Here is a 24,416-nt window from a genome sequence, read left to right as displayed (position 1 = left end):
GCTCACAGCAGCCCCTCGGCGCGGAAGCTGAGCTCGCGCGATTTCCCGATCACGAGGTGATCGTGCAGGGTGACCCCCAGCGCCTCGGCCGCCACCTGGATCTGCGCGGTCATGTCGATGTCGGCGGCGCTGGGAGTCGGATCGCCCGATGGGTGGTTGTGCACGAGGATCAGGGCGCTGGCATTGAGCTCCAGCGCGCGCTTGACCACCTCGCGCGGGTAGACGGGGACGTGATCCACCGTCCCGCGCGCCTGCGCCTCGTCCGCGATGAGCACGTTCTTGCGGTCGAGGAAAAGGATGCGAAACTGCTCGATGTCCTGGTGCGCCATGGCGGTCTGGCAGTATTCCAGCAACGCGTCCCAGGAGCTGACGACCTGCTTCTGCATCACCCGCGAGCGGGCCAGCCGGTGGGCCGCCGCCTCGACGATCTTGAGCTCGGTCACCACGGCGTCGCCGACGCCCTTGATCCCCGCCAGCCGTGTCGCGGGGGCCGAGAGCACGCCGTTGAAGTCGCCGAAGACCTCCAGCAGGTGACGCGCCAGCGGCTTGACGTCCTGCCGGGGGATCGCGCGGAAGAGCACAAGCTCAAGCAATTCGTAATCCGGTAGCGCATCGGCGCCGCCATGGCGAAACCGCTCGCGCAGGCGCGCGCGATGGTCGCGGATATAGGAGGGCGGGCGCCGCGTGCCCGGCGCCTGTGGCGCCTCGTCCGCGTCGAAGAGCGCGGCCTGGGAATCGGAGAACTGCGAGGCGCGGGTCATGCGCCAAGCCTGCGCGTGATGGGTTAGCGAAGGGTTAACCGGGGCTTGAGGGAGGGCCAGCGCCCGTCCGCCGGGTGGGCGTTCCTGCCGGGAGAGGCCTGGCACTTTATCCCTCGGCCATATGCCCGTGCTGGATACGGCAGGCCAGACGTCGAAATGCGCCCGCCCGAGCGGGCGGACGGGCGCTGGCCCGGCGGCGCTGCGCGCCTTGATTCCGGGCCGGGCCAGGCTTGTGCGGTTTGGGAGGAGCAAAGAAAAGGCCCCGGTGGGGCCTTTTCGGTGTGTCGGTCTGTGGTGCCGGGGCTCCGCCCGTTCGGCCCTGAAACGCTCCACTGGAGCGTTTCCGAGACGGGCCTCCCTTCGGGCCGGGGCTCCGCCCGTTCGGCCCTGAAACGCTCCGCTGGAGCGTTTCCGAGACGGGCCTCACCCCTTCATCGAGTCCCAGAAGCCTTTTACGGATTTGAAGAAACTGTGCGATTCCGGGTTGTTGTCCTCGCTCAGCGCCTCGAACTCGCGCAGCAGCTCTTTTTGCTTCGAGGTCAGGTTCACCGGCGTCTCGACGGCCAGCTCGATGAACATGTCACCCGAACCGCCGCCGCGCAGGGCCGGCATGCCCTTGCCGCGCAGGCGCATCTGGCGGCCCGACTGGCTGCCCTGCGGGATCTTGACCCGGCTGCGGCCACCGTCGATCGTCGGCACCTCGATGTCGCCACCCAGCGCCGCCGTCGTCACCGAGACCGGCACGCGGCAATGCAGCTCGGTGCCGTCACGCTCGAAGAGCTCGTGCGGCCGCACCTCGATGAAGATGTAGAGGTCGCCCGGCGGACCGCCGCGCATGCCGGCCTCGCCCTCGCCGGCAAGACGGATGCGGGTGCCCGTCTCGACCCCGGCGGGGATGTTGACCGAGAGCGTCCGCTCCTTCTGCACGCGGCCGGTGCCACCGCACCCTTGGCAGGGGTTCTTGATGATCTGGCCCAGCCCCGAGCAGGTCGGGCAGGTGCGCTCGACCGTGAAGAAGCCCTGCGTCGCGCGAACCTTGCCCATGCCGGAACAGGTCGGGCAGGTCGTGGGCTCGGCCCCGCCTTCGGCGCCCGAGCCGCTGCATTCGTCGCAGGCGACCGAGGTCGGCACGTTGATCGACTTCTGGAGGCCATTGTAGGCCTCTTCCAGCGTCACGCGCAGGTTGTAGCGCAGGTCGGCGCCGCGCGCGGCACGCTGCCGCCCGCCGCCACGGCCGCCCATGAAGTCGCCGAAGAGGTCGTCGAAGACGTCGGAGAAGGCCGAGGCGAAGTCGCCCTGACCGCCGCCGAAGCCACCGCCGGGACGCGGACCGCCGCCGCCGCCCATGCCGCCTTCGAAGGCCGCGTGGCCGAAGCGGTCATAGGCCGCCTTCTTCTCGGCGTCCTTGAGAACCTCGTAAGCCTCGTTGGCTTCCTTGAACTGGGTTTCGGCCTCGGGATTGTCGGCGTTGCGGTCCGGGTGCAGCTCCTTCGCCTTGCGGCGATAGGCTTTCTTGATCTCGTCCGCCGAGGCGCCCTTGGAAAGGCCGAGCACGTCGTAATAGTCACGCTTGGACATTCATGCCCTCCTGGTTGCGGAACGAACAAGGCCGGCCCGGCGTCCGGACCGGCCCCAGATGTTCCGGGAGCCTCGCTTAGCTCCGCTTGCTGTCGTCGAGGTCCTCGAAGTCGGCATCGACGATGTCGTCATCGCCCGAGCCGCTGTTCGAGCCGTCGGCCGCTTCGGGCTCGTCCGGCGTCTCGCCGGCATCGGCCTGCGCCTTGTAGATCGCCTCGCCCAGCTTCATGGCCGCTTCGGTCACGTTCTGGATGCCCGACTTGACCTTCTCGGCGGAGACGTCCTCTTTCTCGAGGTCCTCCTTGAGGGCCGAGATCGCCAGTTCGATGGCCTCGATGGTCGAGGGGTCGACCTTGTCGCCGTGCTCTTCCATCGACTTCTCGGTCGAGTGGATGAGGCTTTCGGCCTGGTTGCGGGCCTCGACGAGCTCGCGACGCTCCTTGTCCTTCTCGGCGTTCTCCTCGGCGTCCTTGACCATCTTGTCGATGTCGTCGTCGCTGAGGCCACCGGAGGCCTGGATCGTGATCTTCTGCTCCTTGTTCGTGCCCTTGTCCTTGGCCGACACGGAGACGATGCCGTTGGCGTCGATGTCGAAGGTCACCTCGATCTGCGGCATGCCGCGGGGCGCCGGGGGGATGTCCTCGAGGTTGAACTGGCCGAGCATCTTGTTGTCGCTGGCCATCTCGCGCTCGCCCTGGAAGACGCGGATCGTCACGGCCGACTGGTTGTCCTCGGCGGTGGAGAAGATCTGCGACTTCTTGGTCGGGATCGTCGTGTTGCGGTCGATCAGGCGGGTGAAGACACCGCCCAGCGTCTCGATGCCAAGCGACAGCGGCGTCACGTCGAGCAGGACCACGTCCTTGACGTCACCCTGGAGCACGCCGGCCTGGATCGCGGCGCCCATGGCGACGACCTCGTCCGGGTTCACGCCCTTGTGCGGCTCCTTGCCGAAGAACTTGGTCACTTCCTCGAAGACCTTGGGCATGCGGGTCTGACCGCCGACGAGCACGACCTCGTCGATCTCGTCCTTCGAGATGCCGGCGTCCTTGAGCGCGGCTTGGCAGGGCTTGAGCGAGCCCTTGATCAGGTCGCCCACGAGGCTTTCCAGCTTGGCGCGGGTCAGCTTCATGACCATGTGCAGCGGCTGGCCGTTCGAGCCCATCGAGATGAACGGCTGGTTGATCTCGGTCTGGCTGGAGCTGGACAGCTCGATCTTGGCCTTCTCGGCGGCTTCCTTGAGACGCTGCAGGGCCATCTTGTCCTGCGTCAGGTCGACCTGGTGCTCTTTCTTGAACTCGTCCGCCAGGTAGTTGACGATCCGCATGTCGAAGTCTTCGCCGCCCAGGAAGGTGTCGCCGTTGGTCGACTTCACTTCGAAGAGGCCGTCGTCGATCTCGAGGATGGTGACGTCGAAGGTGCCGCCGCCAAGGTCATAGACCGCGATCGTCTTCGATTCCTTCTTGTCGAGACCGTAGGCCAGCGCGGCGGCCGTCGGCTCGTTGATGATGCGCAGCACTTCGAGACCGGCGATCTTGCCGGCGTCCTTGGTCGCCTGGCGCTGCTGGTCGTTGAAGTAGGCCGGGACGGTGATGACCGCCTGCGTGACCTCTTCGCCGAGGTAGCTCTCGGCGGTTTCCTTCATCTTGCCGAGGATGAAGGCGGAAATCTGGGAGGGGCTGTACTTGTCGCCCTTGGCCTCGACCCATGCGTCGCCGTTGCCGCCATCGATGATCTTGTACGGCACGATCTTCTGGTCCTTGGTCACCTCGGCGTCGCTGGTGCGGCGGCCGATGAGGCGCTTGACGGCAAAGATGGTGGCTTCGGGGTTGGTCACGGCCTGCCGCTTGGCGGGTTGGCCGACGAGGCGCTCGTCGTCGGTGAATGCGACGATGGAGGGGGTGGTCCGGGCACCTTCGGCGTTCTCGATCACGCGCGCCTGGCTGCCATCCATGATGGCGACGCAGGAGTTCGTGGTGCCAAGGTCGATACCGATCACTTTACCCATGTTTCGATCCCTTTCGTATTCAAGGCGATGGCACGAGGCATCCGGACCCGATTACGGCATCCTGCCCCGCTTGTGACATGCCGTTCGGCGGGGGGCCTCGCGGCGTTCGGAGGGTATATAAGGAGGGGGTTTTGGCGCTGCAAGCGCCCGCGCCCGGCTCATTCGCCCATTTGGCGGGAAATTCTTTGCACGCCCGGGCGATATGCGGAACAAAGACGCCATGTCCGAGGTGATCGAACGACGCGGTTTCAAAATCCACGCGGGCTACCTGGACCGCCCCGCGCAGGAGGCGCTGGTCGAGGCCCTGCGCGACTGCCTGCGCGTGGCGCCGCTGTTCCAGCCGGTCACGCCGCGCGGCCGCCCCATGTCGGTGCGCATGAGCGCGGCCGGCCGCTTTGGCTGGGTGACGGACCGCAGGGGCTATCGCTACGAGGAGCGCCACCCCGAGGGCATGGCCTGGCCGCCGATCCCCGACGAGGTCATGGCGATCTGGAACGACGTCTCGGGCGCCACGCGCGATCCGGAGTGCTGTCTCATCAACTGGTACGGCGAGGGCGCGCGCATGGGCCTGCACCGCGACGAGGACGAGCAGGATTTCTCGCAGCCCGTCCTCTCGGTCTCGCTGGGGGACGAGGGGCTGTTCCGGATGGGCAACCCCGAGCGCGGCGGCAAGACCGAGTCGATCTGGCTGCGTTCCGGCGACGTGGTGGTCATGGGCGGCGAGGCGCGGCTGCGCTATCACGGGGTGGACCGCATCCGCTTCGGCTCGTCCACGCTGCTGCCGCAGGGCGGGCGCATCAACCTGACACTGCGGGTCGTGACCTGAGGCGCCCTCAGCGCGGCGCGATGGAGCAGCAGCCGGTCAGCGCGCGCGAGACCTGCCCCGTGAGCACCAGCGTCGCCGAAAGGCCGAAAAGCCTGTCGGACATGCCGTCGGAGCACTGCGCGTCGGGGGTCATGACCAGCACGGCCTGACGCTCCGGCGCCCCCGCGACCGAGACGTAGGGCGCGGAATGCCCGGCGGCCCGGCGGACCGCATCGGCCTGCAGCGTCGCGGTCTCCTCGTCGACGCCGGAAAAGGTGGCGCTGCCGGATTGGGTGACCGCGTAGTTCCAGAACGGCTCGGTCCCGAAGCATGTCACCGAGGACACCTCGGGCAGCGCGCCGCCCTCCTGTGGTGCGAGGTAGGAGAGCGAGGCCCAGGCGTGCCCCTCGCCGGTGTTGACGCGGCCCCATGTGCCGTCGTCGTTCGCCGCCGTCACCTCGACCCCCGTGGCATCGGGCGCCAGCGTGCCGCGGATCTCGGCCCCGGCGTCGGGGCCCGCGCGCAGGTTCAGCACGTCGTCCGGGGCCACGCCCGTCACCGCGTGCAGCGCCGGGTAGTCCTGCGCCGCGGCGGTGCCCGCCGCCAGCATCATCGCCATTGTCGTCCGTATCATCGCCTTATCCTCTCCCTGCGGGCGTCAGCGCCGGGCCATCCAGGAGGCCGAGGCGTGCCGCCGCGTGTAGAACTCTCCCATGAGTCCGATCATGATGAGCACGAGCGACAAGTACAGCGCATATTCCCAGCTCGAGTTGCGGGGGAAATAGTTCGAGAAGGCATAACCGCGCGACTGGTCGATGGCGTGGAAGAGCGGGTTCCAGTCGAACATCACCAGCATGTAGCCGGGCAGCGTGTTGGCCACGAACATCTTGCCCGAGGCGATCATGTTGGCGCGCTGGTAGACCGTCGAGATGATGTTGACCGGCGTCGGGAACCATGGCTTGGCGGCGAGGAAGACCATGCCGATGGCCGCGCCCGAGAACCAGGCCAGCAGCATCATCGCGAGACAGCCGATGGGATCGTGGATCTCCTGCATGACGAAGGGATTGAAGGCCACGTCGTAGACGAAGAGGATCGCGAAGAGCGACAGCACCTGGATGTAGAGCGTGCTGAGCATGGCCGAGGCGATGGCGATCGCCGTGTTCATCGGCGCGTGCTGCATCATCGGGCTTGCGGGCCCCTCGGACCCGACGACCGCGCCCAGCGTCTTGGAATGGGTCATGTAGAGGAAGACGCCGGTCATGATGTAGATCATGAAGTCGCCCCGCAGCGCGCTGCCCCGCATCCCCAGCACCATGAACATGAAGTAGAAGGCCAGCACGAAGACGACCGTCTGCAGCATGTTCATGAAGATCGCCATGAAGGCGTTGCCGTGGGTCTTGCGCACCGCGCGCACCGAGTTGTGGTAGATCAACTCGCAGACGTAGAGCGCCGAGCCGAGCCGCGAGCGCGGTGCATGTGTCTGAAACATGGCCTGTCGTCCCTGAAACGCCTGCTGCGATGGCGGGTTTTCTTGCCCCTTGCGCCTGTCGGGACCATAAGGGGCGGAGACTTTCAGATCAATGAATCCGCGTCCTGCGCGGAAAAGGAGTGGCGCTTTGAATTACGAAACCCTGGTCACGGCGATGCGGCGACTGGCGCTCGAGGCGGGCGACAAGATCATGGAGATCTACAACTCCGACGACTTCGACGTGAAGGTGAAGTCCGATTCCAGCCCCGTGACCGAGGCCGACGAGGCCGCCGACGCCCTGATCTCGGCCGGCCTGCGCGACGCCTTTCCGGACATGCCGCTGGTGACCGAGGAACAGGCCGACAGCCATGACGTCGAGGCGATGACCTTTCTCATCGTCGATCCGCTGGACGGCACCAAGGAATTCGTGAAGCGGCGCGGCGATTTCACCGTGAACATCGCACTGGTCGAGGACGGCGTGCCGACGCGCGGCGTGGTCTACGCGCCCGCCAAGGGCCGGATGTTCTACACCGATTCCGTCGGCCACTCGGTCGAGGAGGTCGGCCCCTTCGACAAGGAGACGCAGGGCGAGACGACGCCGATCAAGGTCTCGGAGGCCGACAATTCCGCGCTGATGGTCGTGGCCTCGAAGTCGCACCGCGACGAGGCCACCGACACCTACATCAACAAGTACGCGGTGAAGGATTCCAAGAGCGCCGGCTCCTCGCTGAAGTTCTGCCTTGTCGCGACGGGCGAGGCCGACATCTACCCGCGGCTGGGCCGCACGATGGAATGGGACACGGCGGCCGGCCACGCGGTGCTGCACGGCGCCGGCGGCCGCGTGGTGCGCTTCGACGACCACACGCCGCTGGCCTACGGCAAGCCGGGCTTCGCCAACCCCTTCTTCATCGCCTACGCGCCCGGGGTGGACCTCAAGGAGGGCTGACCGCCCATGCCCGCGCCGGTCAGCGTGGTGATCGTCAGCCGGGGCCGCCCGGCGGCGCTGGACCTGTGCCTGACCGGCGTGGCGCAACTCGACCACCCCGCCTTCGAGGTGGTGGTGGTCGCCTGCCCCGAGGGCGCGGCGCGCGTCCGGTCGAGGCCGGACGCGGCGCATCTCAAGCTCGTGGCGTTCGACGAGGCCAACATCTCGGAGGCGCGCAACCGCGGGATCGCGCGGGCTGCGGGCGGGATCGTGGCCTTCCTCGACGACGACGCGGTGCCCGAACCCACCTGGCTGACCCATCTCGCGGCGCCCTTCGCCGAGGCGCGGGTGGCGGCCGCCGGCGGCTACGTGCGCGGGCGCAACGGCATCGACTTCCAGTGGCGCGCGCGCACCGTCACCGCGACGGGTGACGAGGCCGAGCTGCCGCTGTCCGGCGCCGCGCCGCGCGTGGTCGCCCCGTCCGAGGCCACGCTCAAGCTGCAGGGCACGAACATGGCCTGGCGCCGGTCGGTGCTGGCGGAACTCGGCGGCTTCGACCCGGCCTTCCGGTTCTACCTCGACGAGACCGACCTCGACCTGCGCCGCGCTGACGCCGGGCTCTCGGCTGCCGCCGTGCCGCTGGCGCAGGTGCATCACGGCTACGCCGAAAGCACGCGCCGGAGCCGCGACCGCACCCCGCGCGACCTGACCGAGATCGGCGCCTCGATGGCGGTTTTCCTGCGCAAGCATTGCCCCGAGGCGCAGCGCGACTCCGCCTGGCGCACCTTCCGCGCCGCGCAGCGGCAGCGCCTCGTTGTCCTGATGCAGCGCGGCCCGCTGGGACCCGACGACGCCTGGCGCCTGTTGCGCGGCCTCGACCGGGGCGCCCGCGAAGGGGCGCGGCGGGCGGCCGTCACACCAGCCCCGCTCTCGGCATCGGAAACCCGCTTCCAGCCCTATCCCGGGCGCCCGGGCGCCCTGCGTTCAGTCGTTGCCGGCCGGGCCTGGTCGCGGGCTGCATTGCGCCGCGAGGCGGCCGCGCGGGCGGCCGCCGGAGAGATCGTCAGCCTGTTCCGTTTCTCGCACACGACACTCTACCATACCGTGCATTTCCACCCCGACGGGTACTGGGAACAGGCGGGCGGCCTTTGGGGCCGCAGCACCCGGCTGGGACGGCTGATTCGGCCCGGGCTCTTCCGCCGGCGGCTGCAACTCGAAGTTGTTCGCGTCTCCACGGTGCGCGGCATCGACACCACTGCACAAACGGGCATCCCGGGCACCGGCAAAGACACACGCGAGCGCATTTGAACGGTGTCACCCGACGCGATAAAGTGTTAGTGATCGAACAGTATTCGGCGCCCCCGCGCCACAAGTTGATCAAGGAAGACGTCTGATGCGCAACAAGGTGACCAAAGCAATCTTCCCGGTGGCGGGACTGGGCACCCGTTTCCTCCCGGCGACCAAGTCTGTTCCCAAGGAAATCATGACCCTGGTCGACCGCCCGCTCGTCCAGTACGCCATCGACGAGGCGCGCGCGGCCGGGATCAAGGAATTCATCTTCGTCACCTCGCGCGGCAAGGGCGCGCTGGAGGATTACTTCGACCGTGCCCCGCAGCTCGAACAGGAGCTCAAGAACAAGGGCAAGGACGAGCTGCTGGAAATTCTCGAATCCACCAACATGGAATCGGGCGAGGTCGCCTACCTCCGCCAGCACAAGGCGCTGGGTCTCGGCCACGCGGTCTGGTGCGCCCGCCGGCTGATCGGGGACGAGCCCTTCGCCGTCATCCTGCCCGACGACGTGATCGCCGCCGACACCCCCTGCCTGCAGCAGATGACCGCCGCCTACGAAGAGACCGGCGGCAACATGGTCGCCGCCATGGAGGTGCCCGCCGACAAGGCCTCGTCCTACGGCATCCTCGACGTCGAGCAGGACATGGGCAACCTCGTGTCGGTCAAGGGCATGGTCGAGAAGCCCAAGCCCGGCACCGCGCCCTCGAACCTCGCCGTGATCGGCCGCTACATCCTGTCGCCGCAGATCCTGCGCAACCTCGACGAGAAACAGACCGGCGCCGGGGGCGAGATCCAGCTTACCGACGCCATCGCGCGGCAGATCGGCAGCGAAACCGACGGCGTCTTCGGCTACCGCTTCAACGGCCAGCGCTATGACTGCGGCTCCAAGGCGGGCTTCCTGCAGGCGACGGTCGCCTTCGGGCTCGACCGCCCCGACCTGCGCGACGATCTCGAGGCCTACCTGCACGAGGTCGTCTCGGCCCGCAAAGCCGCGGAGTAAGACATCTTGACGAACGTTCTGGTCACCGGCGGTGCGGGCTATATCGGCTCGCACGCCTGCAAGGCGCTGCGCGCCGCCGGATATACCCCCGTCACCTACGACAACCTCGTCACCGGCTGGCGGGACGCGGTGAAGTTCGGCCCGCTCGAAGAGGGATCGCTGTCCGACCGCGCGCGGCTGGACGAGGTCTTTGCGCAGTATCAACCCGTGGCGGTCATGCATTTCGCCGCGCTCAGCCAAGTGGGCGAGGCCATGGCCGAGCCCGGCCTCTACTGGCGCAACAACGTCGAGGGCTCGCTCACGCTGATCGAGGCGGCCTGCGCGGCGGGCTGCAAGAGCTTCGTCTTCTCCTCGACCTGCGCCACCTACGGCGAGCATGACAACGTCGTGCTGGACGAACACACCCCACAGGAGCCGCTGAACGCCTACGGCGCCTCCAAGCGCGCGGTCGAGAACATCCTGCGCGACTTCGAGGCGGCGCACGGGCTGAAGCACGTGATCTTCCGCTACTTCAACGTGGCGGGTGCCGACCCCGAGGGCGAGGTGGGCGAACACCACCGCCCCGAGACGCACCTGATCCCGGTGATGCTCGAGGCGATCGACGGCAAGCGCCCGGCGCTGACGATCAACGGGACCGACTACGACACGCCCGACGGCACCTGCGTGCGCGACTACGTCCACGTCATGGACCTCGTCGACGCCCACGTGCTGGGGCTGGAGTGGCTGCGCGAGGACAAGGGCAGCCGGGTCTTCAACCTGGGCACCGGGGACGGCTTTTCCGTGCGCGAGGTGATCGACGCGTCGCGCGCCGTCACCAACCGCGAGGTGCCGCACTCCGAGGGGCCGCGCCGCGCCGGCGACGCGACCAAGCTGGTCTCGGGCTCGACCCGCGCGGCGGCCGAGCTGGGCTGGACGCCCGGACGTTCGACCATGCCGCAGATGATCGCCGACGCCTGGCGCTGGCACCAGAATGGACACTACGAGGGCTGACCCTCCGGCGCGACTTCTCGACCTGACGCGGCTCGTCTCCCGCGCCGGGCGGCCCTTCACGGGCGTCGACCGGGTGGAATACGCCTATCTGTCGCGGCTGCTGGCCGAGGACGTGCCGCTTTTCGGGCTGGTGCGGTCGACGCTGGGATTCATCCTGCTCGACGCGGCGGGTTGCGCCGATTTCAGGCGCCGGCTGGATGCGCAGGACTGGGCGCCGCCGGACCGGCTGTCGCGGCTGCGCCGCGGCACCGATCCGACCCGCGCCCGGGCCGAGGCGGGCCTGCGGCGGGTGGCGCTGGCGCGGACGCTGAAGGCGCAGCTGCCCGAGGGCATCGCCTATATCAACACCGGCCACACCAACCTGACCGACCGCACCGTCGCCGCGCTGAAGGGCATCCCGGGCGCGCGGATCTCGGTGCTGCTGCACGACACGATCCCGCTCGACTTTCCCGAATACGCGGCCGAGGGCGTGCCCGAGCGGTTCCGCGCCTTCCTGGAGCTGGCGGGGGCCGAGGCCAGCCTGCTGATCTGCAATTCGCATGTGACCGAGGCCGACGTGCAGCGGCTGCTGGCGCCGCAGGGCCTGCACCCCGAGACGGTGGTCGCGCCGCTGGGCCTCGATCGCCCGCAGCCGGGGCGCGCCCCGCGCGGGCCCTGGACGGGGAAGCCCTTTTTCGTCGTTCTGGGCACCATCGAGCCGCGCAAGAACCACGCGCTGCTGCTCGACATCTGGGAGCGCGAGCGCCCCGAGGCGCATCTGCTGATCTGCGGCACGCGCGGCTGGAACAACGCCGATGTTTTTGCCCGCCTCGACCGGGGGATCCCGGGCGTGCACGAACGGCCCGGCTGCAGCGACGCCGAGGTCTTTGCCCTGCTCGCCGACAGCGCCGGGCTGCTCTTTCCCAGCCACGCCGAGGGCTACGGCCTGCCCCCGCTCGAAGCCGCCGCCCTGGGCGTGCCGGTCGTCGCATCCGACCTGCCGGTGGTGCACGAGACGCTGGGCGATATTCCCGTTTACGCCGCGGTGACCGACCGGTATCGTTGGATTGAAACGATAAAACGCTTGACCGAGGAGCATCGGGCGGCCCCGGACACACGCGACGACAGGGCCGGCGGCTTCGCGCCGCCGACGTGGGACAGCCATTTCAAGACGGTGTTAACCCTCACCTGATAGCCGCGAGGCACGAGCCAGCCGATCGAGGAACACGTCTTTTGGGCGCATGGCAGTCATATCGGCTGAGGCTACAACGCAGGCGCTGGCGCCTCCGCGCCTTCCGCAAGCGGCGCGAGCTGAAGCCGGTCGCGAACCGCACCGACGCGATCCGCGCCTCGGACCTGCTGGTCTTCTGCACCCAGCGCAACGAGGGCGTCCGCCTGCCCTACTTCCTGAAATACTACCGCGACATGGGGGTGAACCACTTCCTCTTCGTGGACAACGACAGCACCGACGGCTCGCTCGACTACCTTGCGCGGCAGCCCGACGTCTCGGTCTGGTCCACGCGCGCCAGCTACAAGCGCGCGCGCTTCGGGATGGACTGGATCAACTGGCTGCTGCGCCAGCATGGCCACGGCCACTGGACGCTGACCGTCGATCCCGACGAGTTCTTTCTCTACCCATTCTGCGACACCCGGCCCCTGCGGGCGCTGACCGACTGGCTGGATGCCTCGTCGATCAAGAGCTTCTCGGCCATGCTGCTCGACATGTATCCCAAGGGCCGGATCGACGCGCAGCCCTACGAGGCCGGGCAGGACCCGCTGCAGATCGCCTCGTGGTTCGATGCGGGCAACTACACCACGCGGCGCAACCGGCGGTTCGGCAATCTCTGGATCCAGGGCGGGCCGCGCGCGCGGATGTTCTTCGCCGACCAGCCGGAACGCGCGCCGGCGCTCAACAAGATCCCGCTGGTGAAATGGGACCGGCGCTATGCCTTCGTGAGTTCGACCCACATGCTGCTGCCGCGCGGGCTGAACCTCGTCTACGACGAGTGGGGCGGGGAAAAGGCCAGCGGGCTGCTGCTGCACACCAAGTTCCTCGACACCTTCGGCACCAAGGCCGAGGAAGAGCTGCAGCGCCGCCAGCACTACGCCGGGTCCAAGGAATACCTCGCCTACGCCGAGGGCATCCGCGAGAATCCCGACCTGTGGTGCCGCTTCTCCGAGACCTACATCAACTGGCGCCAGCTCGAGATCCTCGGGCTGATGTCCAAGGGGAACTGGGCGTGAGCCTCGGCATCGTCATGCTGGTGCACACCGCCTTCGGCCGGGCCGAACAGGTGGCGCGGCACTGGAGCCGGGCGGGCTGCCCGGTGGTGATCCACGTCGACCGCAGCGTCGCGCCGCGCGTCTACCGTGCCTTCGTCGAGTCGCTGTCCGACCTGCCCGACGTGCATTTCTCGCGCCGCCATCGCTGCCAGTGGGGCACCTGGGGCCTCGTCGCCGCGAGCCAGGACGCCGCCGAGCTGCTGCTCGACCGCTATCCCGGCGTGCGGCACGTCTACCTGGCCTCGGGCGCCTGCCTGCCGCTGCGCCCGGTGGACGAGCTGATCGCCTACCTCGACGCGCGGCCGCAGACCGACTTCATCGAAAGCGCCACCACCGCCGACGTGCCCTGGACGGTGGGGGGGCTCGACCGCGAACGTTTCACACTGTTCTTCCCCTTCTCGTGGCGCGGCAACCGCTATCTGTTCGACCGCTTCGTCGAGGTGCAGCGCCGGCTGGGGCTGGCGCGGCGCATCCCGCGCGGGATCGTGCCGCACATGGGCAGCCAGTGGTGGTGCCTGACGCGCAAGACGCTCGAGGCGATCCTGCACGCGCCCGACCGGCGCCGCTTCGACCGCTACTTCCGCCGCGTCTGGATCCCGGACGAGAGCTATTTCCAGACGCTCGCGCGGCTGCATTCGGAGCACATCGAGAGCCGCTCGCTGACGCTGTCGAAGTTCGATTTCCAGGGCAAGCCGCACATCTTCTACGACGATCACCTGCAGCTGCTGCGGCGCTCGGACTGTTTCGTCGCGCGCAAGATCTGGCCCCATGCCGACCGGCTCTACGACGCATTCCTCAACCATCCCGAAGGTGCGGCCAACCGGCAGGAGCCCAACCCCGGCAAGATCGACCGCATTTTCGCCAAGGCGGTGGACCGGCGGACGCGCGGGCGCGCGGGGCTCTACATGCAGTCGCGCTATCCCAACCAGGGCTGGGAGAACGGCGTCACGGCGGGCAAGTATTCGGTCTTCTGCGGCTTCTCCGACCTCTTTCGCGAGTTCGAGGACTGGCTCGCGCGGGCAACCGGCGCGCAGGTGCACGGGCATCTCTACGCGCCGGAGCGGGCCGAGTTCGCCGGCGGACAGCGCATCGTCAACGGCGCGCTCAGCGACACGGCGGGCCTGCGCGACGCCAACCCGAAGGCCTTCCTGACGAACCTTGTCTGGAACACCCGGGGCGAACGGCAATGCTTCCAGCACGGCCCGCGCGACGCGCAGGCGATCAACTGGCACATCACGCGCGATCCCAACGCGCAGATCAGCGTCATCACCGGCGCCTGGGCGGTGCCGCTCTTCAAGTCGGACGAAAGTTTCGCGGTGTTGCGCCGCGAGGCGGCCGCGCTGCAGAAGATCGAGCGCCGCATGCTGGACGAGCTGCATTCGCCCGAGGCCAAGGCACGCATCCGCATCTGGTCGATGGCCGAGTTCATCGAGGCGCCGATGGAGCCGTTGCAGGTGCTGATCGACGAGATCGGGCAGGCCTCGGGACGGCGGCTTGCCGAGGCGCCGGTGATGGAGGACCTGACGGGCTTCGGCCAGTTCCTGCAGAACCTCAAGAACCAGGGGATGCACCCCTATCTCATGGGCGACTTCCCCGTCGAACCCGCCCCCCGCGACGCCCGCCCGCGGGCGCGCAAACCGTATATCGTCAACCAGTAGGGGCGCATGTCCGACCGCTTCGACCTTTTCGTCATCTTCGCGGAAATGCGGACCGGGTCCAATTTCCTCGAGGCCAATCTCAACGCCATCGACGGGCTGACCTGCCACGGCGAGGCCTTCAATCCGCATTTCATCGGCTACCCCAACGCCGACGAGATCCTCGGCATCCCGCAGGACGAGCGTGACCGCGACCCGGGTCGCCTGCTGACGCAGATCCGCACGGCGACGCCCGGCGGCATGGGGGGCTTTCGCTATTTCCACGACCACGATCCGCGCGTGCTGCCCGCGATCCTGCAGGACCCGCGCTGCGCCAAGATCGTGCTGACGCGCAACCCGGTCGACAGCTACGTCAGCCGCAAGATCGCGCAGTCCACCGGGCAGTGGAAGCTGACCAACGTGCGACGGCGCAAGGACGGGCTGGCGCGGTTCGATCCGCAGGAGTTCGAGGCGCACCTGGCGGAGCTGCAGGACTTCCAGGTCATGCTGACCAATGCGCTGCAGGTGAGCGGGCAGACCGCCTTTCACGTCGCCTACGAAGACCTGCAGGACGTCGCGGTGATGAACGGGCTCGCGACGTGGCTGGGCGTGCCGGGGCGGCTGGAGAGCCTGAACACGGCGCTCAAGCGGCAGAACCCCGAACCTGTGTCCGAGAAGGTGGCGAACTTCGACGAGATGGAGCAGGCGCTGGTGCGGCTCGACCGGTTCAACCTGTCGCGCACGCCCAACTTCGAGCCCCGGCGCGGGCCGGTGGTGCCCTCCTACGTGGGCGCCGCGCGAACGCCGCTTCTCTACATGCCGATCCGCTCGGGACCAGAGGCGGCCGTGCGCGCCTGGTTCCGGGCGCTGGACGACTGCGGCGATGCCGATCTCGTGCGGGATTTCAGCCAGAAGACCCTGCGCCAGTGGAAGCGCGAGCGGCCGGGGCATCGCAGCTTCACGGTGCTGCGGCACCCCGTGGCGCGGGCGCACGATGCCTTCTGCGCGCGGATCCTGACGACCGCCAAGGGCAGCTTTGCCGGCATCCGCAAGACGTTGCGCCGGGCGCACAACCTGCCCATCCCCGAGGGCGAGCCCGGCGGCGACTACGACGTCGCGGCGCATCGCGAGGCCTTTTCGGCCTTTCTCGCCTTTCTCAAGGCGAACCTCGCCGGGCAGACGGCGGTGCGGGTCGACGGACACTGGGCCAGCCAGGCGCAGTGCCTTCAGGGCATGGCCGAGTTCACCCTGCCCGACATGATCGTGCGCGAGGACGAGATGGCCGCCTACCTTCCGGCGCTGGCGATGCAGGTGGGGCATGGCGCCCCGCCCGACCCGGTACCGGTCCCCACGGCAGCGCCCTTCTCGCTGGCCGAGATCTACGACGCCGAGATCGAGGCCCTCGCGCGCGAGGCCTACGCCCGCGACTACATCATGTTCGGCTTCGACGACTGGGGGTGAGGCCCGTCTCGGAAACGCTCCAGTGGAGCGTTTCAGGGCCGAACGGGCGGAGCCCCGGGCCGAAAGGCAGGCCCGTCTCGGAAACGCTCCAGTGGAGCGTTTCAGGGCCGAACGGGTGGAGGCCCAGCCACCTTTCAAGGCAGCGGGCCGGCGACCGACAAAAGCAGCGCGGCCCGGAGCATGCTTGCTCCGGGCCGGCTGTCATTGACTTGTCGGGGATGACCCTCAGGCGGCCTGCGAGGCGCGGCCTTCGGTCAGCAGGGCGTGCAGGGTCGCCGGGTCAGGGTTCGCCCGCAGCTTGTTGCACAGCGTGGTGTCGCGCAGCGTGCGCGACACCAGGGCGAGCGCCTTGAGGTGCTCGACACCCGCGTCCTCGGGCGCGAAGAGCGCCATGACCACGTCGACCGGCTGGCGGTCGACCGACTCGAACTCGACCGGTTTCTCGAGCAGGATGAAGACACCGCGCACCGCGTCGAGCCCCGACAGCCGCGCATGCGGCAGTGCGACCCCGTGGCCCACGCCCGTGGGCCCCAGGCTTTCACGTTCCATCAGGGCCTCGACGGCCAGCGGGGCACGCACCCCGTAGGCGGTTTCGGCGAGTTCGGCGATGTCGTGCATCAGCCGCTTCTTGCTGCTGGCCGCGGCCACGACTTTCACGGCCTCCGGCTTCAGTAGTTTCAGAAAGGTCATGAGACGCCCTTCTATCTCTGGTCAGGAGCGCTGATGCACGGCCATTGCGGCGGATTTACGGATCAATCCACCCGATGTTGCCATCATCGCGCCGGTACACGACGTTCACGCCGTCCTTCTTCTCGTTCCGGAACACGAGCACCGGGGCGCCGGCCAGTTCCATCTGCATCACGGCTTCACCCACGGACAGCGATGGAATCCGTGTCTCCATCTCGGCCACAATGATGGGCTGCAGCGAGTCGGGCTCTTCGTATTCCTTCGAGTCCTCTTCGCGCGCGAGCACATACGAGACCGCTTCCATGATTTCAATGGGCTCGGTGCGCTCCTTGTGGTGGTCCTTCAGACGGCGCTTGTAGCGGCGCAGCTGCTTGTCGATCTTTTCGCAGCATGCGTCGAAGGCCGCGTAGATCTCGACCGCCTTGGCCTTGGCCGAGACGTTCAGCCCGGTCGAGAGGTGCACCACCACCTCGCAGGCATATTCATGTGCGCTCTTGGAAAAGATGACGGTCGCATCGGTGGGCCGGCCCGGATACTTCTCGATGGTCGTGCCCAGCTCGGTCTGCACGTGCGTCTGAAGGGCCTCGCCGATGTCGATCTGCTTTCCAGTGATCTGATAGCGCATTTTCGTTCCTTCTCACTTTGGACCCGGCGCCGGTCCGGAGACCGCGCTCCGGGTGATCTGGCGTCGGATCAGGAAAGACGCAAGGCTGCTGCACGTTGCCGACCGTCCCTCTCCTCGGGGAACCGCTTGGCCGGGCGTGCAGGGATGCGCTGCGTCATATTGTCATTTGAGGTGACTCCCCGTCGTCTTGTCAATGATCTGTCTCAAACCGGTCGTTACCGGCTGGTTAATCGCAGGGGGCCATTTCAGCCGATCCGGAAGTTCTCGCCCAGGTAGACACGGCGCACGTTCTCGTTCTGCACGACCTCGGCCGGGGTGCCGGACATCAGGACGTGGCCGTCGTGCAGGATGTAGGCGCGGTCCACGATCTCGAGCGTCTCGCGCACGTTGTGATCGGTGATGAGCACCCCGATTCCGCGCTTGCGCAGGTCGGCCACGAGGTGACGGATGTCGCCCACGCTGATCGGATCGACCCCGGCGAAGGGTTCGTCCAGCAGCAGGTACTTGGGATTCGCCGCCAGGCAGCGGGCGATCTCGACGCGCCGCCGCTCGCCGCCCGAAAGCGCCAGCGCGGGCGCGCGGCGCAGGTGCTCGATCGAGAAGTCGCCCAGCAGCTCCTCGAGGCGTTCGCGCTGGCGGTGGCGGTCCGAGATCGCGATGTCGAGCACCGCGGCGATGTTGTCCTCGACCGAGAGCCCGCGGAAAATCGACATTTCCTGCGGCAGGTAGCCGATGCCCAGCCGCGCGCGGCGATACATCGGCAGGTAGGTGACATCGCGGCCGTCGATGCGCACCTCGCCGCCCTCGGGGTTCACGAGCCCGGCGATCGCGTAGAAGGTCGTCGTCTTGCCCGAGCCGTTCGGCCCCAGCAGCGCGACCACCTCGCCGCGGTCGAGATCCAGCGTCACGTCGCGGATCACCACCTTCTTGCGGTAGCTCTTGCGCAGGTGACGCACGCGCAATCCGCTGTCGCCCTCGGTCACTGTCAGTTCGGGTTCGGCCATCGGCCTACTCGTCGCCGCCGCTCTGGATCACGGTCCGCACACGGCCCGCCATCTCGGCGGTGCCGTTCTCGAGGTCCACGATCATGCGCTCGGATGTCAGCGCGTTCTCGCCCTGGGTCAGCAGGACGTTGCCGGTCATCTCGATGATCCCGGCCTCGATGTCGTAGTCGGCGCGCTCGGCCTCGGCGGCCTCGTCGCCGCTGACCAGCGTGACGCCGCCGGTGGCCTCGAGCCGGTCGATGCGGCCCTGCCCCTCGACGTAGACGACCAGCACGCGCGGCGCGGCGAGGCGCATCTCGCCCTGCCCGATCACCACGTTCCCGGTATAGAGCGCGGTGCCGTCGGACTGGTTCACCTGAAGCTGGTCGGCGCTGACCTCGACCGGCGCGTCGGGATCCTGCGTCGCGCCGCCAAAGGCGACCTGCGCTCCCTGCGCGAGGGCGGGAAGGGCCAGCACGGTCATCGCGGCAGCGGCGGTCAGCGTTCGAAGCATGGGGCAGCACTCATTGTTTTTCAGGCTCGTATACCAGATTTACCCCATCGGTGAAGAGCAGTTGCACATCGCCTTCCTTCTCACCCGAGGTGATGCGCAGACGGCCGGCGGTGAATTCCCCCGCGGGCCCCGAACCGCTGACCGGCCCCAGGGTGTCCGCCTCGATCCGGTCGAGCGCGGTGCGCATGCTGTCGGACCGCATCACGTAGCCCGTCGAACTCTCGATGACGACCCCGTTCTCGAGCAGCGCGCTGGCATCGGAATCGTCCAGCGTGGCCCGCGCCGCCTCGAGCGTGATGCGGCTGCCGTCGGCAAGATCGAGCTGCGCGGTCATCGCCTCGGCGGCGAGATCGCCTTCGCCATCCGCCAGCGGCCGGGCCGCCCGCGCGGTCATGGTCAGCGCGTCGCCACTCTCGGTGGTGCCGGTATAGTAGGGCGCGGTCACCTGCTCGGAGGGTCCGCCGTCCTCGGGCAGGCTGCCGCCGATCGGCATGTTGTCCATCGGATCGCCCCCCCGCGGCAGCAGGAAGAGCGTCGACAGCATGGCCAGCGCGGCCATCGGCAACAGGATCTTCAGCCAGGCGATGATGCTGGAATATGTGTCGCCGCCGCGCGCCATGCTCAGGAATGCGCGAAGATGTCCGTCTCGGGCCAGCCGGCCAGATCGAGACGCGCCCGGGTCGGCAGGAAATCGAAGCAGGCCTGCGCCAATTCGGTGCGGCCCTCGCGCGCGAGCATCCCGTTCAGCGCGTCGCGCAGGCGATGGAGGTAGAGCACGTCCGAGGCGGCATAATCGAGCTGCGCCGCGCTGAGCTCCGTCGCGCCCCAGTCGCTGGACTGCTGCTGCTTCGAGATGTCGACACCCAGCAGTTCCTGCGTCAACGCCTTGAGCCCGTGCCTGTCGGTGTAGGTGCGCACGAGGCGGCTGGCGATCTTGGTGCAGTAGACCGGCCCGGCCAGCGCGCCGAAGGTGTTGTACATGGCGGCGATGTCGAAGCGCCCGTAGTGGAACAGCTTGAGCACCTGCGGGTCCTCGAGAAGCCGGGCGAGGTTGGGCGCTGCGGTCTGGCCGCGCGCGACCTGCACGAGATGCGCGTCGCCGTCGCCGGCCGAAAGCTGCACCACGCAGAGACGGTCACGCTGCGGATTGAGCCCCATCGTCTCGCAGTCGATGGCGACCTCGGGCCCGAGATCGAGACCGTCGGGCAGATCGCCCTGGTGAAGATGGTTGGCCATCGCCACGCTCCTGATGCTGTGTTGCGCGAGGCAGGACATAAGCCGAGCCCGCCGCACAAGCAACGGCCGCGGGCCCGGGCGGAGCTTGGCTGCAGGCGGGCGCGGCGGGACGGGCGGCATGGGCCGGGGTCGATTCGTCGAAAATCGGGCCGGAAACGGGCAGAGATTAACGGGCTGAAATATTTCGTGAGCTCGCCACTCGACCTCTGCGTGTCATTGCCTCCGGCGCTTCGAGGACCCGCGGCGACGGGCACCTTGAGGGCTGGGTCGGGAGCGCGCGGCGCCGGGCGAGATCGCCGGCAGGAGGCGCCCGGCGCAAACTGTTTCCAAAGGCGGCCGATCGTCGGCCGACTGCCCTGGCACGCCATTCGGAGGCCGGGGCCTCGCCGTCAGGTTCGGGCACAATTTTTGCAGATCGTGAATATTGTCGCAAATAATGGGACAATTCATCCGGAGTTCTGGAAGAATTGTTTACGCCCTCCGCTTGCTGCAATCGAGCAAAGGCGCAACCCAAGGGTGCATAGATATCATTGAAATCATCCATTGCATATAACGGCTATCCGTCCGGCCATGACGCACCACGCCTTCGAAGCAAAGGAGACGGAAAAAAGGCAGCCACTACCATAAGTTGTGACCTAAAGGTTTTGTTGACGATACCGCAGCACAAAGGCATAACAATTCCAGTCAACTAAAGGACACATTCTCGACACATTGAGGCACCTGGGGGCTGGTGCCGAGAATTGGGAGCTGCCAGCACGGCAATTCGCCGCCTGTTCGGATCACTTCGCATGTCGACCGAGTCATGACCGCCACGATTCCGGCGGACTGGCTGATCCGTGCAATCCGAAGCCGGCGAAACGTCGTGCCTCCCGCCCACCCGCGCCTCCAGGAGGTCATACGACGATGCAATTTCGCCCGACCGTTCAGACGACCGACATCAAGCCCCTTTTCGAGACCGCCGCCCGTGCGCCGCGCGAGGCTTTCTACCATGCCGTAGCAAAGCGCGCGCTCGACGTCTGCCTGGTGTTGCTGGCCGCGCTGCCGGCGCTGATCGTCGTCTCGGTCCTCGCGGTTCTCGTCGCCCGGGACGGGCATTCGCCCTTCTATCGCCAGGACCGGCTGGGCCTGAACGGCCGCGTCTTCCGTCTCTGGAAACTGCGTTCGATGGTGCCGGACGCCGAGGCCCGGCTCGAGGCGCATCTCGCCGCCGACCCCGAGGCGCGCGCCGAGTGGGACCACGCGCAAAAGCTGCGCCACGATCCGCGCATCACGCCCGTCGGGCGGTTCATCCGCAAGTCCTCGCTCGACGAGCTGCCGCAGCTCTGGAACGTGCTGCGCGGTGACATGGCCCTCGTGGGGCCGCGCCCGATGCTGGTCGAGCAGCGCGCGATCTACCCCGGCACCGCCTACTATGCGCTGCGTCCCGGCATCACCGGCTTCTGGCAGACCTCGGTCCGCAACGAGTCGAGCTTCTCCGAACGCGCCGAGTTCGACGCCGACTACCTGTCGCGGATGTCCCTCGCGACCGACCTCCGGGTCCTGCTCAAGACCGTGCGCGTCGTCGTCCGCGGCACCGGCTGCTAGGATTCAGGCCGCCTCGGCCTGCATGCAGAGCCGCCCGTCGGCGCCGCGCACCCAGAGCGCCGTGCCCGAGCGGCAGAAGCTCACCCTCTCGCCCGAGATGACCGGCGCCGTGGCGCGAAAGCGGAACCGTGCCAGCCCGCCCTGCCCCGCCGCCATGAGCATCAGGCGCTGCGCCAGCAGCGGACCGTGCACGACAAGTCCGGCATAGCCCTCGACCGTGCGGGCATAATCCGCGTCGTAGTGAATCCGGTGCCCGTTGAAGGTCAGCGCCGAGTAGCGGAAGAGCAGCGTGCTGTCGAAGGTCTCCTCCACCGCCTCGGCCTCGTCGGTCCGGGCTTCGGGCGGCACCGGGGCCGGGGCCGCCGGGTCGGGGTCCTCGCGGTAGACGAGATCCTGCCGCTCCTCGACGCGAAGCCGGCCCTCCTGCCGTATCTCGTGCAGCAGCGAGACGAAGGCCAGCGGCCCCGAACGGCCCGTCTTGCGCGTCACCGAGGTGCAGCGCGCGCGTTTCTCGGCCGGAACGCCCGCCAGCAGGGGCGCGTGAAACGACAGGTCGCCACCCGCCCACATGCGGCGCGGCAGCCCGAGGTCGGGGACCAGCCCGCCGACGCGCGGATGCCCGTCGCGGCCCAGCGCAACGGGCGGCTGCGGCTCCCAGAAATGCACCTGGTGAAAGAAGGGCGGGAGCGGCGTGCCCGCCTCGATGGTCGGCGCAAGGCCCAGCGCCACCTGCAGTGCCCGTCCCCGCGCGGGGTCCATCATGTCGGTGACAGTCTCAGTGGGCGACCCGGCTGCGGTCATGACCTCTCCTCGCAAAAAAGCGCCGCGGAGAGCCCCCGCGGCGCCGTATCCTGTCCTGCCTGTCGGCGGAGCCTCAGCTCGTCGGCAGGATGATGATCTCGACCCGGCGGTTCTGGCGCTTGCCCGCGGCGGTCAGGTTGTCCGCGATCGGCTGGTTCTCGCCCCGGCCGATGGACTGAACGCGGTAGGAGGGCACGCCCTCGGAGACCAGCAGGCTGGCCACGGCCTGCGCGCGGCGCTGCGACAGGCCCATGTTGTAGTCGGCGTCGCCGTCGCTGTCGGTGTGGCCCACGACCTGCACGGTGGTGTCCGGGTACTGCTGCAGCGAACGGCCGACGGTGCGGATGTCCGACTGCAGCTGCGGCTGCAGCGTGGCGCTGTCGGTGTCGAACAGGATGTCCTGCGGCATGGTGACGATCAGGCGGTCGCCGGTGTTGCGGATCGTCGAGTTGTTGCCCAGCTGCTGGCGCAGTTCGGCTTCCTGCTTGTCGAGCTGGTTGCCGTAGAGCGCGCCGCCCGCGGCGCCCAGCGCGGCACCGGCCGCGATGGTGCGGTTGCGCTCGGCCCGGTCGTCACCGCCGACCACGGCGCCCGCGAGCGCCCCGCCCACGGCACCCAGCAGAGCGCCCTGCTTGGCGTTCCGGTTCGGGTCGGTCTCGTCGAACATCTGGCCGTTCTCGCAGGCGCTCAGCGCCAGAACCGCGGCCAGGGAAAGGAAAATTGGGGATTTCGCCCGGATCATGTCTTGCCTCGTTCCGTTTTGCGCCCGTTGCGGGCGTCCACCTCCGTCATAGACCGAACCTGCCTGTCACCAAAGTGGTTGTCACGGGGAAATCGGCGGCTCTCCGCCCATCCCGGAACACGTTACAGTGCGTCGCGCTGTGCCGCCTCGCGGGCGAGGATCGCGCGCTTGACCGGCAGGCCCCAGTGATAGCCGCCCAGCCCGCCCGACTTGCGCAGTGCCCGGTGGCAGGGGATCAGCAGCGAGATCGGGTTGCGCCCGACCGCCGTGCCCACCGCGCGCACCGCGCCGGGATTGCCGATGGCGCGGGCGATCTCGGAATAGGTGGTGACCTCGCCCGAGGGGATGCGCATCAGTGCCTCCCAGACCTTGATCTGGAACGGCGCCCCGATGAGGTGCAGCGGCACCGTCCCGCCATCGTCCAGAGCACCGAAGGCCCGCTCGGCCCAGGGGCGCAGTGCCTCGGGCGCCTCGACGTAGGCGGCCCGGGGCCAACGCCGCTGCAGGTCCTCGAAGGTGGCCTCGGCGGTGGTCTCGGCCGAAAAGCCGATGCCGCAGAGGCCCTTGTCCGTGCCCATGACCAGCGCCGGACCGAAGGGGCTGTCGAACCAGCCCCAGCGGATCGTCAGGCCTTCGCCGCCCCGCGCGTAGTCGCCGGGGCTCATCGCCTCCCACCGCAGGAAGAGGTCGTGCAGCCGTCCGCTGCCCGAGAGCCCGGCGGCATGCGCGGTCTCGAGCGTGCTGAAATGCTCCTGCAGCAGCGCCTTGGCATGGCCCAGCGCGAGGTATTGCTGGAACCGCTTGGGCGAGACCCCGGCCCAGCGCGAAAAGAGGCGTTGGAAATGCGCCGGGCTCATCCCCATGCGCTCGGACAGCGCCTCGAGCGAGGCCTGCGGACCCATCTCGTCCACCAGGTCGATGGCACGGCGCATCACGGCAAAGTGGTAGCCGCTCTCGCCCATGGGCGCCATGTCAGTCGTCATTTCCGTCATTTTCGCCACTCCCGCGACCATCCGAGGCCCCAGTATCGCGGTTTCGCGATCCCCTTGCGACCCGGATGTTGCG

Annotated in this window: 24 protein-coding genes; 10 read left to right on the top strand and 14 right to left on the bottom strand. The window is 68.1% G+C overall.

Annotated features, from left to right (window positions below; genetic code table 11):
• Positions 1 to 2 precede the first annotated feature (2 nt).
• The 3 genes from radC to dnaK all read right to left on the bottom strand — a co-directional run bounded on the left by radC (position 3) and on the right by dnaK (position 4,344).
• Complete coding sequence (gene radC, locus SALMUC_RS11550) at positions 3 to 761, bottom strand: RadC family protein (protein WP_021120272.1); 759 nt, start codon at positions 759 to 761, stop codon at positions 3 to 5.
• 423 nt (positions 762 to 1,184) lie between these two features.
• Positions 1,185 to 2,339 carry a molecular chaperone DnaJ gene (gene dnaJ / locus SALMUC_RS11545; RefSeq protein WP_020040527.1) on the bottom strand — a complete coding sequence of 385 codons (1,155 nt, stop codon included), beginning with the start codon at positions 2,337 to 2,339 and terminating at the stop codon, positions 1,185 to 1,187.
• A 76-nt stretch (positions 2,340 to 2,415) separates the two neighbouring features.
• Complete coding sequence (gene dnaK / locus SALMUC_RS11540) at positions 2,416 to 4,344, bottom strand: molecular chaperone DnaK (RefSeq protein ID WP_020040528.1); 1,929 nt, start codon at positions 4,342 to 4,344, stop codon at positions 2,416 to 2,418.
• Positions 4,345 to 4,564: 220 nt separating this feature from the next.
• On the opposite strand from dnaK, the gene SALMUC_RS11535 reads away from it, so the two are divergent.
• Positions 4,565 to 5,170 carry an alpha-ketoglutarate-dependent dioxygenase AlkB family protein gene (locus tag SALMUC_RS11535; protein WP_021120271.1) on the top strand — a complete coding sequence of 202 codons (606 nt, stop codon included), beginning with the start codon at positions 4,565 to 4,567 and terminating at the stop codon, positions 5,168 to 5,170.
• A 7-nt stretch (positions 5,171 to 5,177) separates the two neighbouring features.
• Here SALMUC_RS11535 and SALMUC_RS11530 read toward each other — a convergent pair whose 3' ends face one another.
• Both SALMUC_RS11530 and SALMUC_RS11525 read right to left on the bottom strand, forming a co-directional pair.
• Positions 5,178 to 5,783 carry a COG3650 family protein gene (locus tag SALMUC_RS11530; protein WP_021120270.1) on the bottom strand — a complete coding sequence of 202 codons (606 nt, stop codon included), beginning with the start codon at positions 5,781 to 5,783 and terminating at the stop codon, positions 5,178 to 5,180.
• 24 nt (positions 5,784 to 5,807) lie between these two features.
• On the bottom strand, positions 5,808 to 6,638 hold the full coding sequence (locus SALMUC_RS11525; protein ID WP_020040531.1) for an ABC transporter permease: 831 nt from the start codon (positions 6,636 to 6,638) through the stop codon (positions 5,808 to 5,810).
• 127 nt (positions 6,639 to 6,765) lie between these two features.
• On the opposite strand from SALMUC_RS11525, the gene cysQ reads away from it, so the two are divergent.
• The 8 genes from cysQ to SALMUC_RS11485 all read left to right on the top strand — a co-directional run bounded on the left by cysQ (position 6,766) and on the right by SALMUC_RS11485 (position 16,179).
• On the top strand, positions 6,766 to 7,563 hold the full coding sequence (gene cysQ / locus SALMUC_RS11520) for a 3'(2'),5'-bisphosphate nucleotidase CysQ (protein WP_020040532.1): 798 nt from the start codon (positions 6,766 to 6,768) through the stop codon (positions 7,561 to 7,563).
• A gap of 6 nt (positions 7,564 to 7,569) precedes the next feature.
• Positions 7,570 to 8,850, top strand: coding sequence for a glycosyltransferase family 2 protein (locus tag SALMUC_RS11515; protein ID WP_021120269.1), 1,281 nt, complete (start codon positions 7,570 to 7,572; stop codon positions 8,848 to 8,850).
• 85 nt (positions 8,851 to 8,935) lie between these two features.
• A complete protein-coding gene (gene galU / locus SALMUC_RS11510) occupies positions 8,936 to 9,832 on the top strand; it encodes a UTP--glucose-1-phosphate uridylyltransferase GalU (RefSeq protein ID WP_020040534.1) in 897 nt (298 codons plus the stop codon).
• A gap of 6 nt (positions 9,833 to 9,838) precedes the next feature.
• On the top strand, positions 9,839 to 10,822 hold the full coding sequence (galE, locus tag SALMUC_RS11505; protein ID WP_020040535.1) for a UDP-glucose 4-epimerase GalE: 984 nt from the start codon (positions 9,839 to 9,841) through the stop codon (positions 10,820 to 10,822).
• A complete protein-coding gene (locus tag SALMUC_RS11500; RefSeq protein WP_037371733.1) occupies positions 10,803 to 11,993 on the top strand; it encodes a glycosyltransferase family 4 protein in 1,191 nt (396 codons plus the stop codon). The genes galE and SALMUC_RS11500 overlap by 20 nt, the downstream gene beginning before the upstream one ends.
• A 41-nt stretch (positions 11,994 to 12,034) precedes the next feature.
• Positions 12,035 to 13,045 carry a glycosyltransferase family 2 protein gene (locus SALMUC_RS11495; protein ID WP_020040537.1) on the top strand — a complete coding sequence of 337 codons (1,011 nt, stop codon included), beginning with the start codon at positions 12,035 to 12,037 and terminating at the stop codon, positions 13,043 to 13,045.
• Complete coding sequence (locus SALMUC_RS11490; RefSeq protein WP_020040538.1) at positions 13,042 to 14,742, top strand: DUF5927 domain-containing protein; 1,701 nt, start codon at positions 13,042 to 13,044, stop codon at positions 14,740 to 14,742. Before SALMUC_RS11495 ends, SALMUC_RS11490 begins: the two co-directional genes overlap by 4 nt.
• Before the next feature lie 6 nt (positions 14,743 to 14,748).
• Positions 14,749 to 16,179: a nodulation protein NodH gene (locus SALMUC_RS11485; RefSeq protein WP_020040539.1), complete on the top strand. Its 1,431-nt coding sequence runs from the start codon at positions 14,749 to 14,751 to the stop codon at positions 16,177 to 16,179.
• Positions 16,180 to 16,404: 225 nt separating this feature from the next.
• On the opposite strand, the gene SALMUC_RS11480 is transcribed toward SALMUC_RS11485, so the two are convergent.
• The 6 genes from SALMUC_RS11480 to SALMUC_RS11455 all read right to left on the bottom strand — a co-directional run bounded on the left by SALMUC_RS11480 (position 16,405) and on the right by SALMUC_RS11455 (position 20,224).
• A complete protein-coding gene (locus SALMUC_RS11480; protein WP_020040540.1) occupies positions 16,405 to 16,869 on the bottom strand; it encodes a PTS sugar transporter subunit IIA in 465 nt (154 codons plus the stop codon).
• Between the two features lie 55 nt (positions 16,870 to 16,924).
• On the bottom strand, positions 16,925 to 17,491 hold the full coding sequence (gene hpf, locus SALMUC_RS11475; RefSeq protein WP_020040541.1) for a ribosome hibernation-promoting factor, HPF/YfiA family: 567 nt from the start codon (positions 17,489 to 17,491) through the stop codon (positions 16,925 to 16,927).
• Between the two features lie 245 nt (positions 17,492 to 17,736).
• Positions 17,737 to 18,495: an LPS export ABC transporter ATP-binding protein gene (gene lptB, locus SALMUC_RS11470; protein ID WP_020040542.1), complete on the bottom strand. Its 759-nt coding sequence runs from the start codon at positions 18,493 to 18,495 to the stop codon at positions 17,737 to 17,739.
• A 4-nt stretch (positions 18,496 to 18,499) separates the two neighbouring features.
• Positions 18,500 to 18,988: a lipopolysaccharide transport periplasmic protein LptA gene (gene lptA, locus SALMUC_RS11465; protein WP_020040543.1), complete on the bottom strand. Its 489-nt coding sequence runs from the start codon at positions 18,986 to 18,988 to the stop codon at positions 18,500 to 18,502.
• A 10-nt stretch (positions 18,989 to 18,998) separates the two neighbouring features.
• The gene (locus tag SALMUC_RS11460; protein ID WP_020040544.1) at positions 18,999 to 19,607 is read right to left on the bottom strand and encodes a hypothetical protein; all 609 of its coding nucleotides are present in this window, start codon (positions 19,605 to 19,607) and stop codon (positions 18,999 to 19,001) included.
• Positions 19,608 to 19,609: 2 nt separating this feature from the next.
• Positions 19,610 to 20,224: a ribonuclease D gene (locus tag SALMUC_RS11455; RefSeq protein WP_020040545.1), complete on the bottom strand. Its 615-nt coding sequence runs from the start codon at positions 20,222 to 20,224 to the stop codon at positions 19,610 to 19,612.
• 903 nt (positions 20,225 to 21,127) lie between these two features.
• Between SALMUC_RS11455 and SALMUC_RS11450 the strand changes: the two genes are divergently transcribed.
• Positions 21,128 to 21,808, top strand: a complete 681-nt coding sequence (locus SALMUC_RS11450; RefSeq protein WP_020040546.1) for a sugar transferase — start codon at positions 21,128 to 21,130, stop codon at positions 21,806 to 21,808.
• Between the two features lie 3 nt (positions 21,809 to 21,811).
• Here the strand turns inward: SALMUC_RS11450 and SALMUC_RS11445 are convergent, their stop codons facing one another.
• From SALMUC_RS11445 to SALMUC_RS11435, 3 genes are all read right to left on the bottom strand, one after another.
• The gene (locus SALMUC_RS11445; protein ID WP_020040547.1) at positions 21,812 to 22,609 is read right to left on the bottom strand and encodes an HTD2 family dehydratase; all 798 of its coding nucleotides are present in this window, start codon (positions 22,607 to 22,609) and stop codon (positions 21,812 to 21,814) included.
• Between the two features lie 73 nt (positions 22,610 to 22,682).
• Positions 22,683 to 23,351 (bottom strand): YiaD family glycine zipper/OmpA-like lipoprotein, encoded by a 669-nt coding sequence (locus tag SALMUC_RS11440; protein WP_020040548.1) that lies wholly within the window; start codon positions 23,349 to 23,351, stop codon positions 22,683 to 22,685.
• 122 nt (positions 23,352 to 23,473) lie between these two features.
• Positions 23,474 to 24,343: a methylated-DNA--[protein]-cysteine S-methyltransferase gene (locus SALMUC_RS11435; RefSeq protein ID WP_020040549.1), complete on the bottom strand. Its 870-nt coding sequence runs from the start codon at positions 24,341 to 24,343 to the stop codon at positions 23,474 to 23,476.
• Between the last annotated feature and the right edge of the window lie 73 nt (positions 24,344 to 24,416).

Origin of the sequence: Salipiger mucosus DSM 16094 (genome assembly GCF_000442255.1) — a bacterium.
GTDB classification, from domain to species: Bacteria; Pseudomonadota; Alphaproteobacteria; order Rhodobacterales; family Rhodobacteraceae; genus Salipiger; species Salipiger mucosus.
Note: the sequence above shows the minus strand (reverse complement) of the source record. Positions and strands in the feature narration are given on the sequence as shown.

Bases quoted from the DNA above. Each gene is read 5' to 3' on its own strand.
- radC (WP_021120272.1), bottom strand. From the start codon at position 761: ATGACCCGCGCCTCGCAGTTCTCCGATTCCCAGGCCGCGCTCTTCGAC.
- dnaJ (WP_020040527.1), bottom strand. From the start codon at position 2,339: ATGTCCAAGCGTGACTATTACGACGTGCTCGGCCTTTCCAAGGGCGCC.
- dnaK (WP_020040528.1), bottom strand. From the start codon at position 4,344: ATGGGTAAAGTGATCGGTATCGACCTTGGCACCACGAACTCCTGCGTC.
- SALMUC_RS11535 (WP_021120271.1), top strand. From the start codon at position 4,565: ATGTCCGAGGTGATCGAACGACGCGGTTTCAAAATCCACGCGGGCTAC.
- SALMUC_RS11530 (WP_021120270.1), bottom strand. From the start codon at position 5,783: ATGATACGGACGACAATGGCGATGATGCTGGCGGCGGGCACCGCCGCG.
- SALMUC_RS11525 (WP_020040531.1), bottom strand. From the start codon at position 6,638: ATGTTTCAGACACATGCACCGCGCTCGCGGCTCGGCTCGGCGCTCTAC.
- SALMUC_RS11515 (WP_021120269.1), top strand. From the start codon at position 7,570: ATGCCCGCGCCGGTCAGCGTGGTGATCGTCAGCCGGGGCCGCCCGGCG.
- galU (WP_020040534.1), top strand. From the start codon at position 8,936: ATGCGCAACAAGGTGACCAAAGCAATCTTCCCGGTGGCGGGACTGGGC.
- SALMUC_RS11500 (WP_037371733.1), top strand. From the start codon at position 10,803: ATGGACACTACGAGGGCTGACCCTCCGGCGCGACTTCTCGACCTGACG.
- SALMUC_RS11485 (WP_020040539.1), top strand. From the start codon at position 14,749: ATGTCCGACCGCTTCGACCTTTTCGTCATCTTCGCGGAAATGCGGACC.
- SALMUC_RS11480 (WP_020040540.1), bottom strand. From the start codon at position 16,869: ATGACCTTTCTGAAACTACTGAAGCCGGAGGCCGTGAAAGTCGTGGCC.
- hpf (WP_020040541.1), bottom strand. From the start codon at position 17,491: ATGCGCTATCAGATCACTGGAAAGCAGATCGACATCGGCGAGGCCCTT.
- lptB (WP_020040542.1), bottom strand. From the start codon at position 18,495: ATGGCCGAACCCGAACTGACAGTGACCGAGGGCGACAGCGGATTGCGC.
- lptA (WP_020040543.1), bottom strand. From the start codon at position 18,988: ATGCTTCGAACGCTGACCGCCGCTGCCGCGATGACCGTGCTGGCCCTT.
- SALMUC_RS11460 (WP_020040544.1), bottom strand. From the start codon at position 19,607: ATGGCGCGCGGCGGCGACACATATTCCAGCATCATCGCCTGGCTGAAG.
- SALMUC_RS11455 (WP_020040545.1), bottom strand. From the start codon at position 20,224: ATGGCCAACCATCTTCACCAGGGCGATCTGCCCGACGGTCTCGATCTC.
- SALMUC_RS11450 (WP_020040546.1), top strand. From the start codon at position 21,128: ATGCAATTTCGCCCGACCGTTCAGACGACCGACATCAAGCCCCTTTTC.
- SALMUC_RS11445 (WP_020040547.1), bottom strand. From the start codon at position 22,609: ATGACCGCAGCCGGGTCGCCCACTGAGACTGTCACCGACATGATGGAC.
- SALMUC_RS11440 (WP_020040548.1), bottom strand. From the start codon at position 23,351: ATGATCCGGGCGAAATCCCCAATTTTCCTTTCCCTGGCCGCGGTTCTG.
- SALMUC_RS11435 (WP_020040549.1), bottom strand. From the start codon at position 24,343: ATGACGGAAATGACGACTGACATGGCGCCCATGGGCGAGAGCGGCTAC.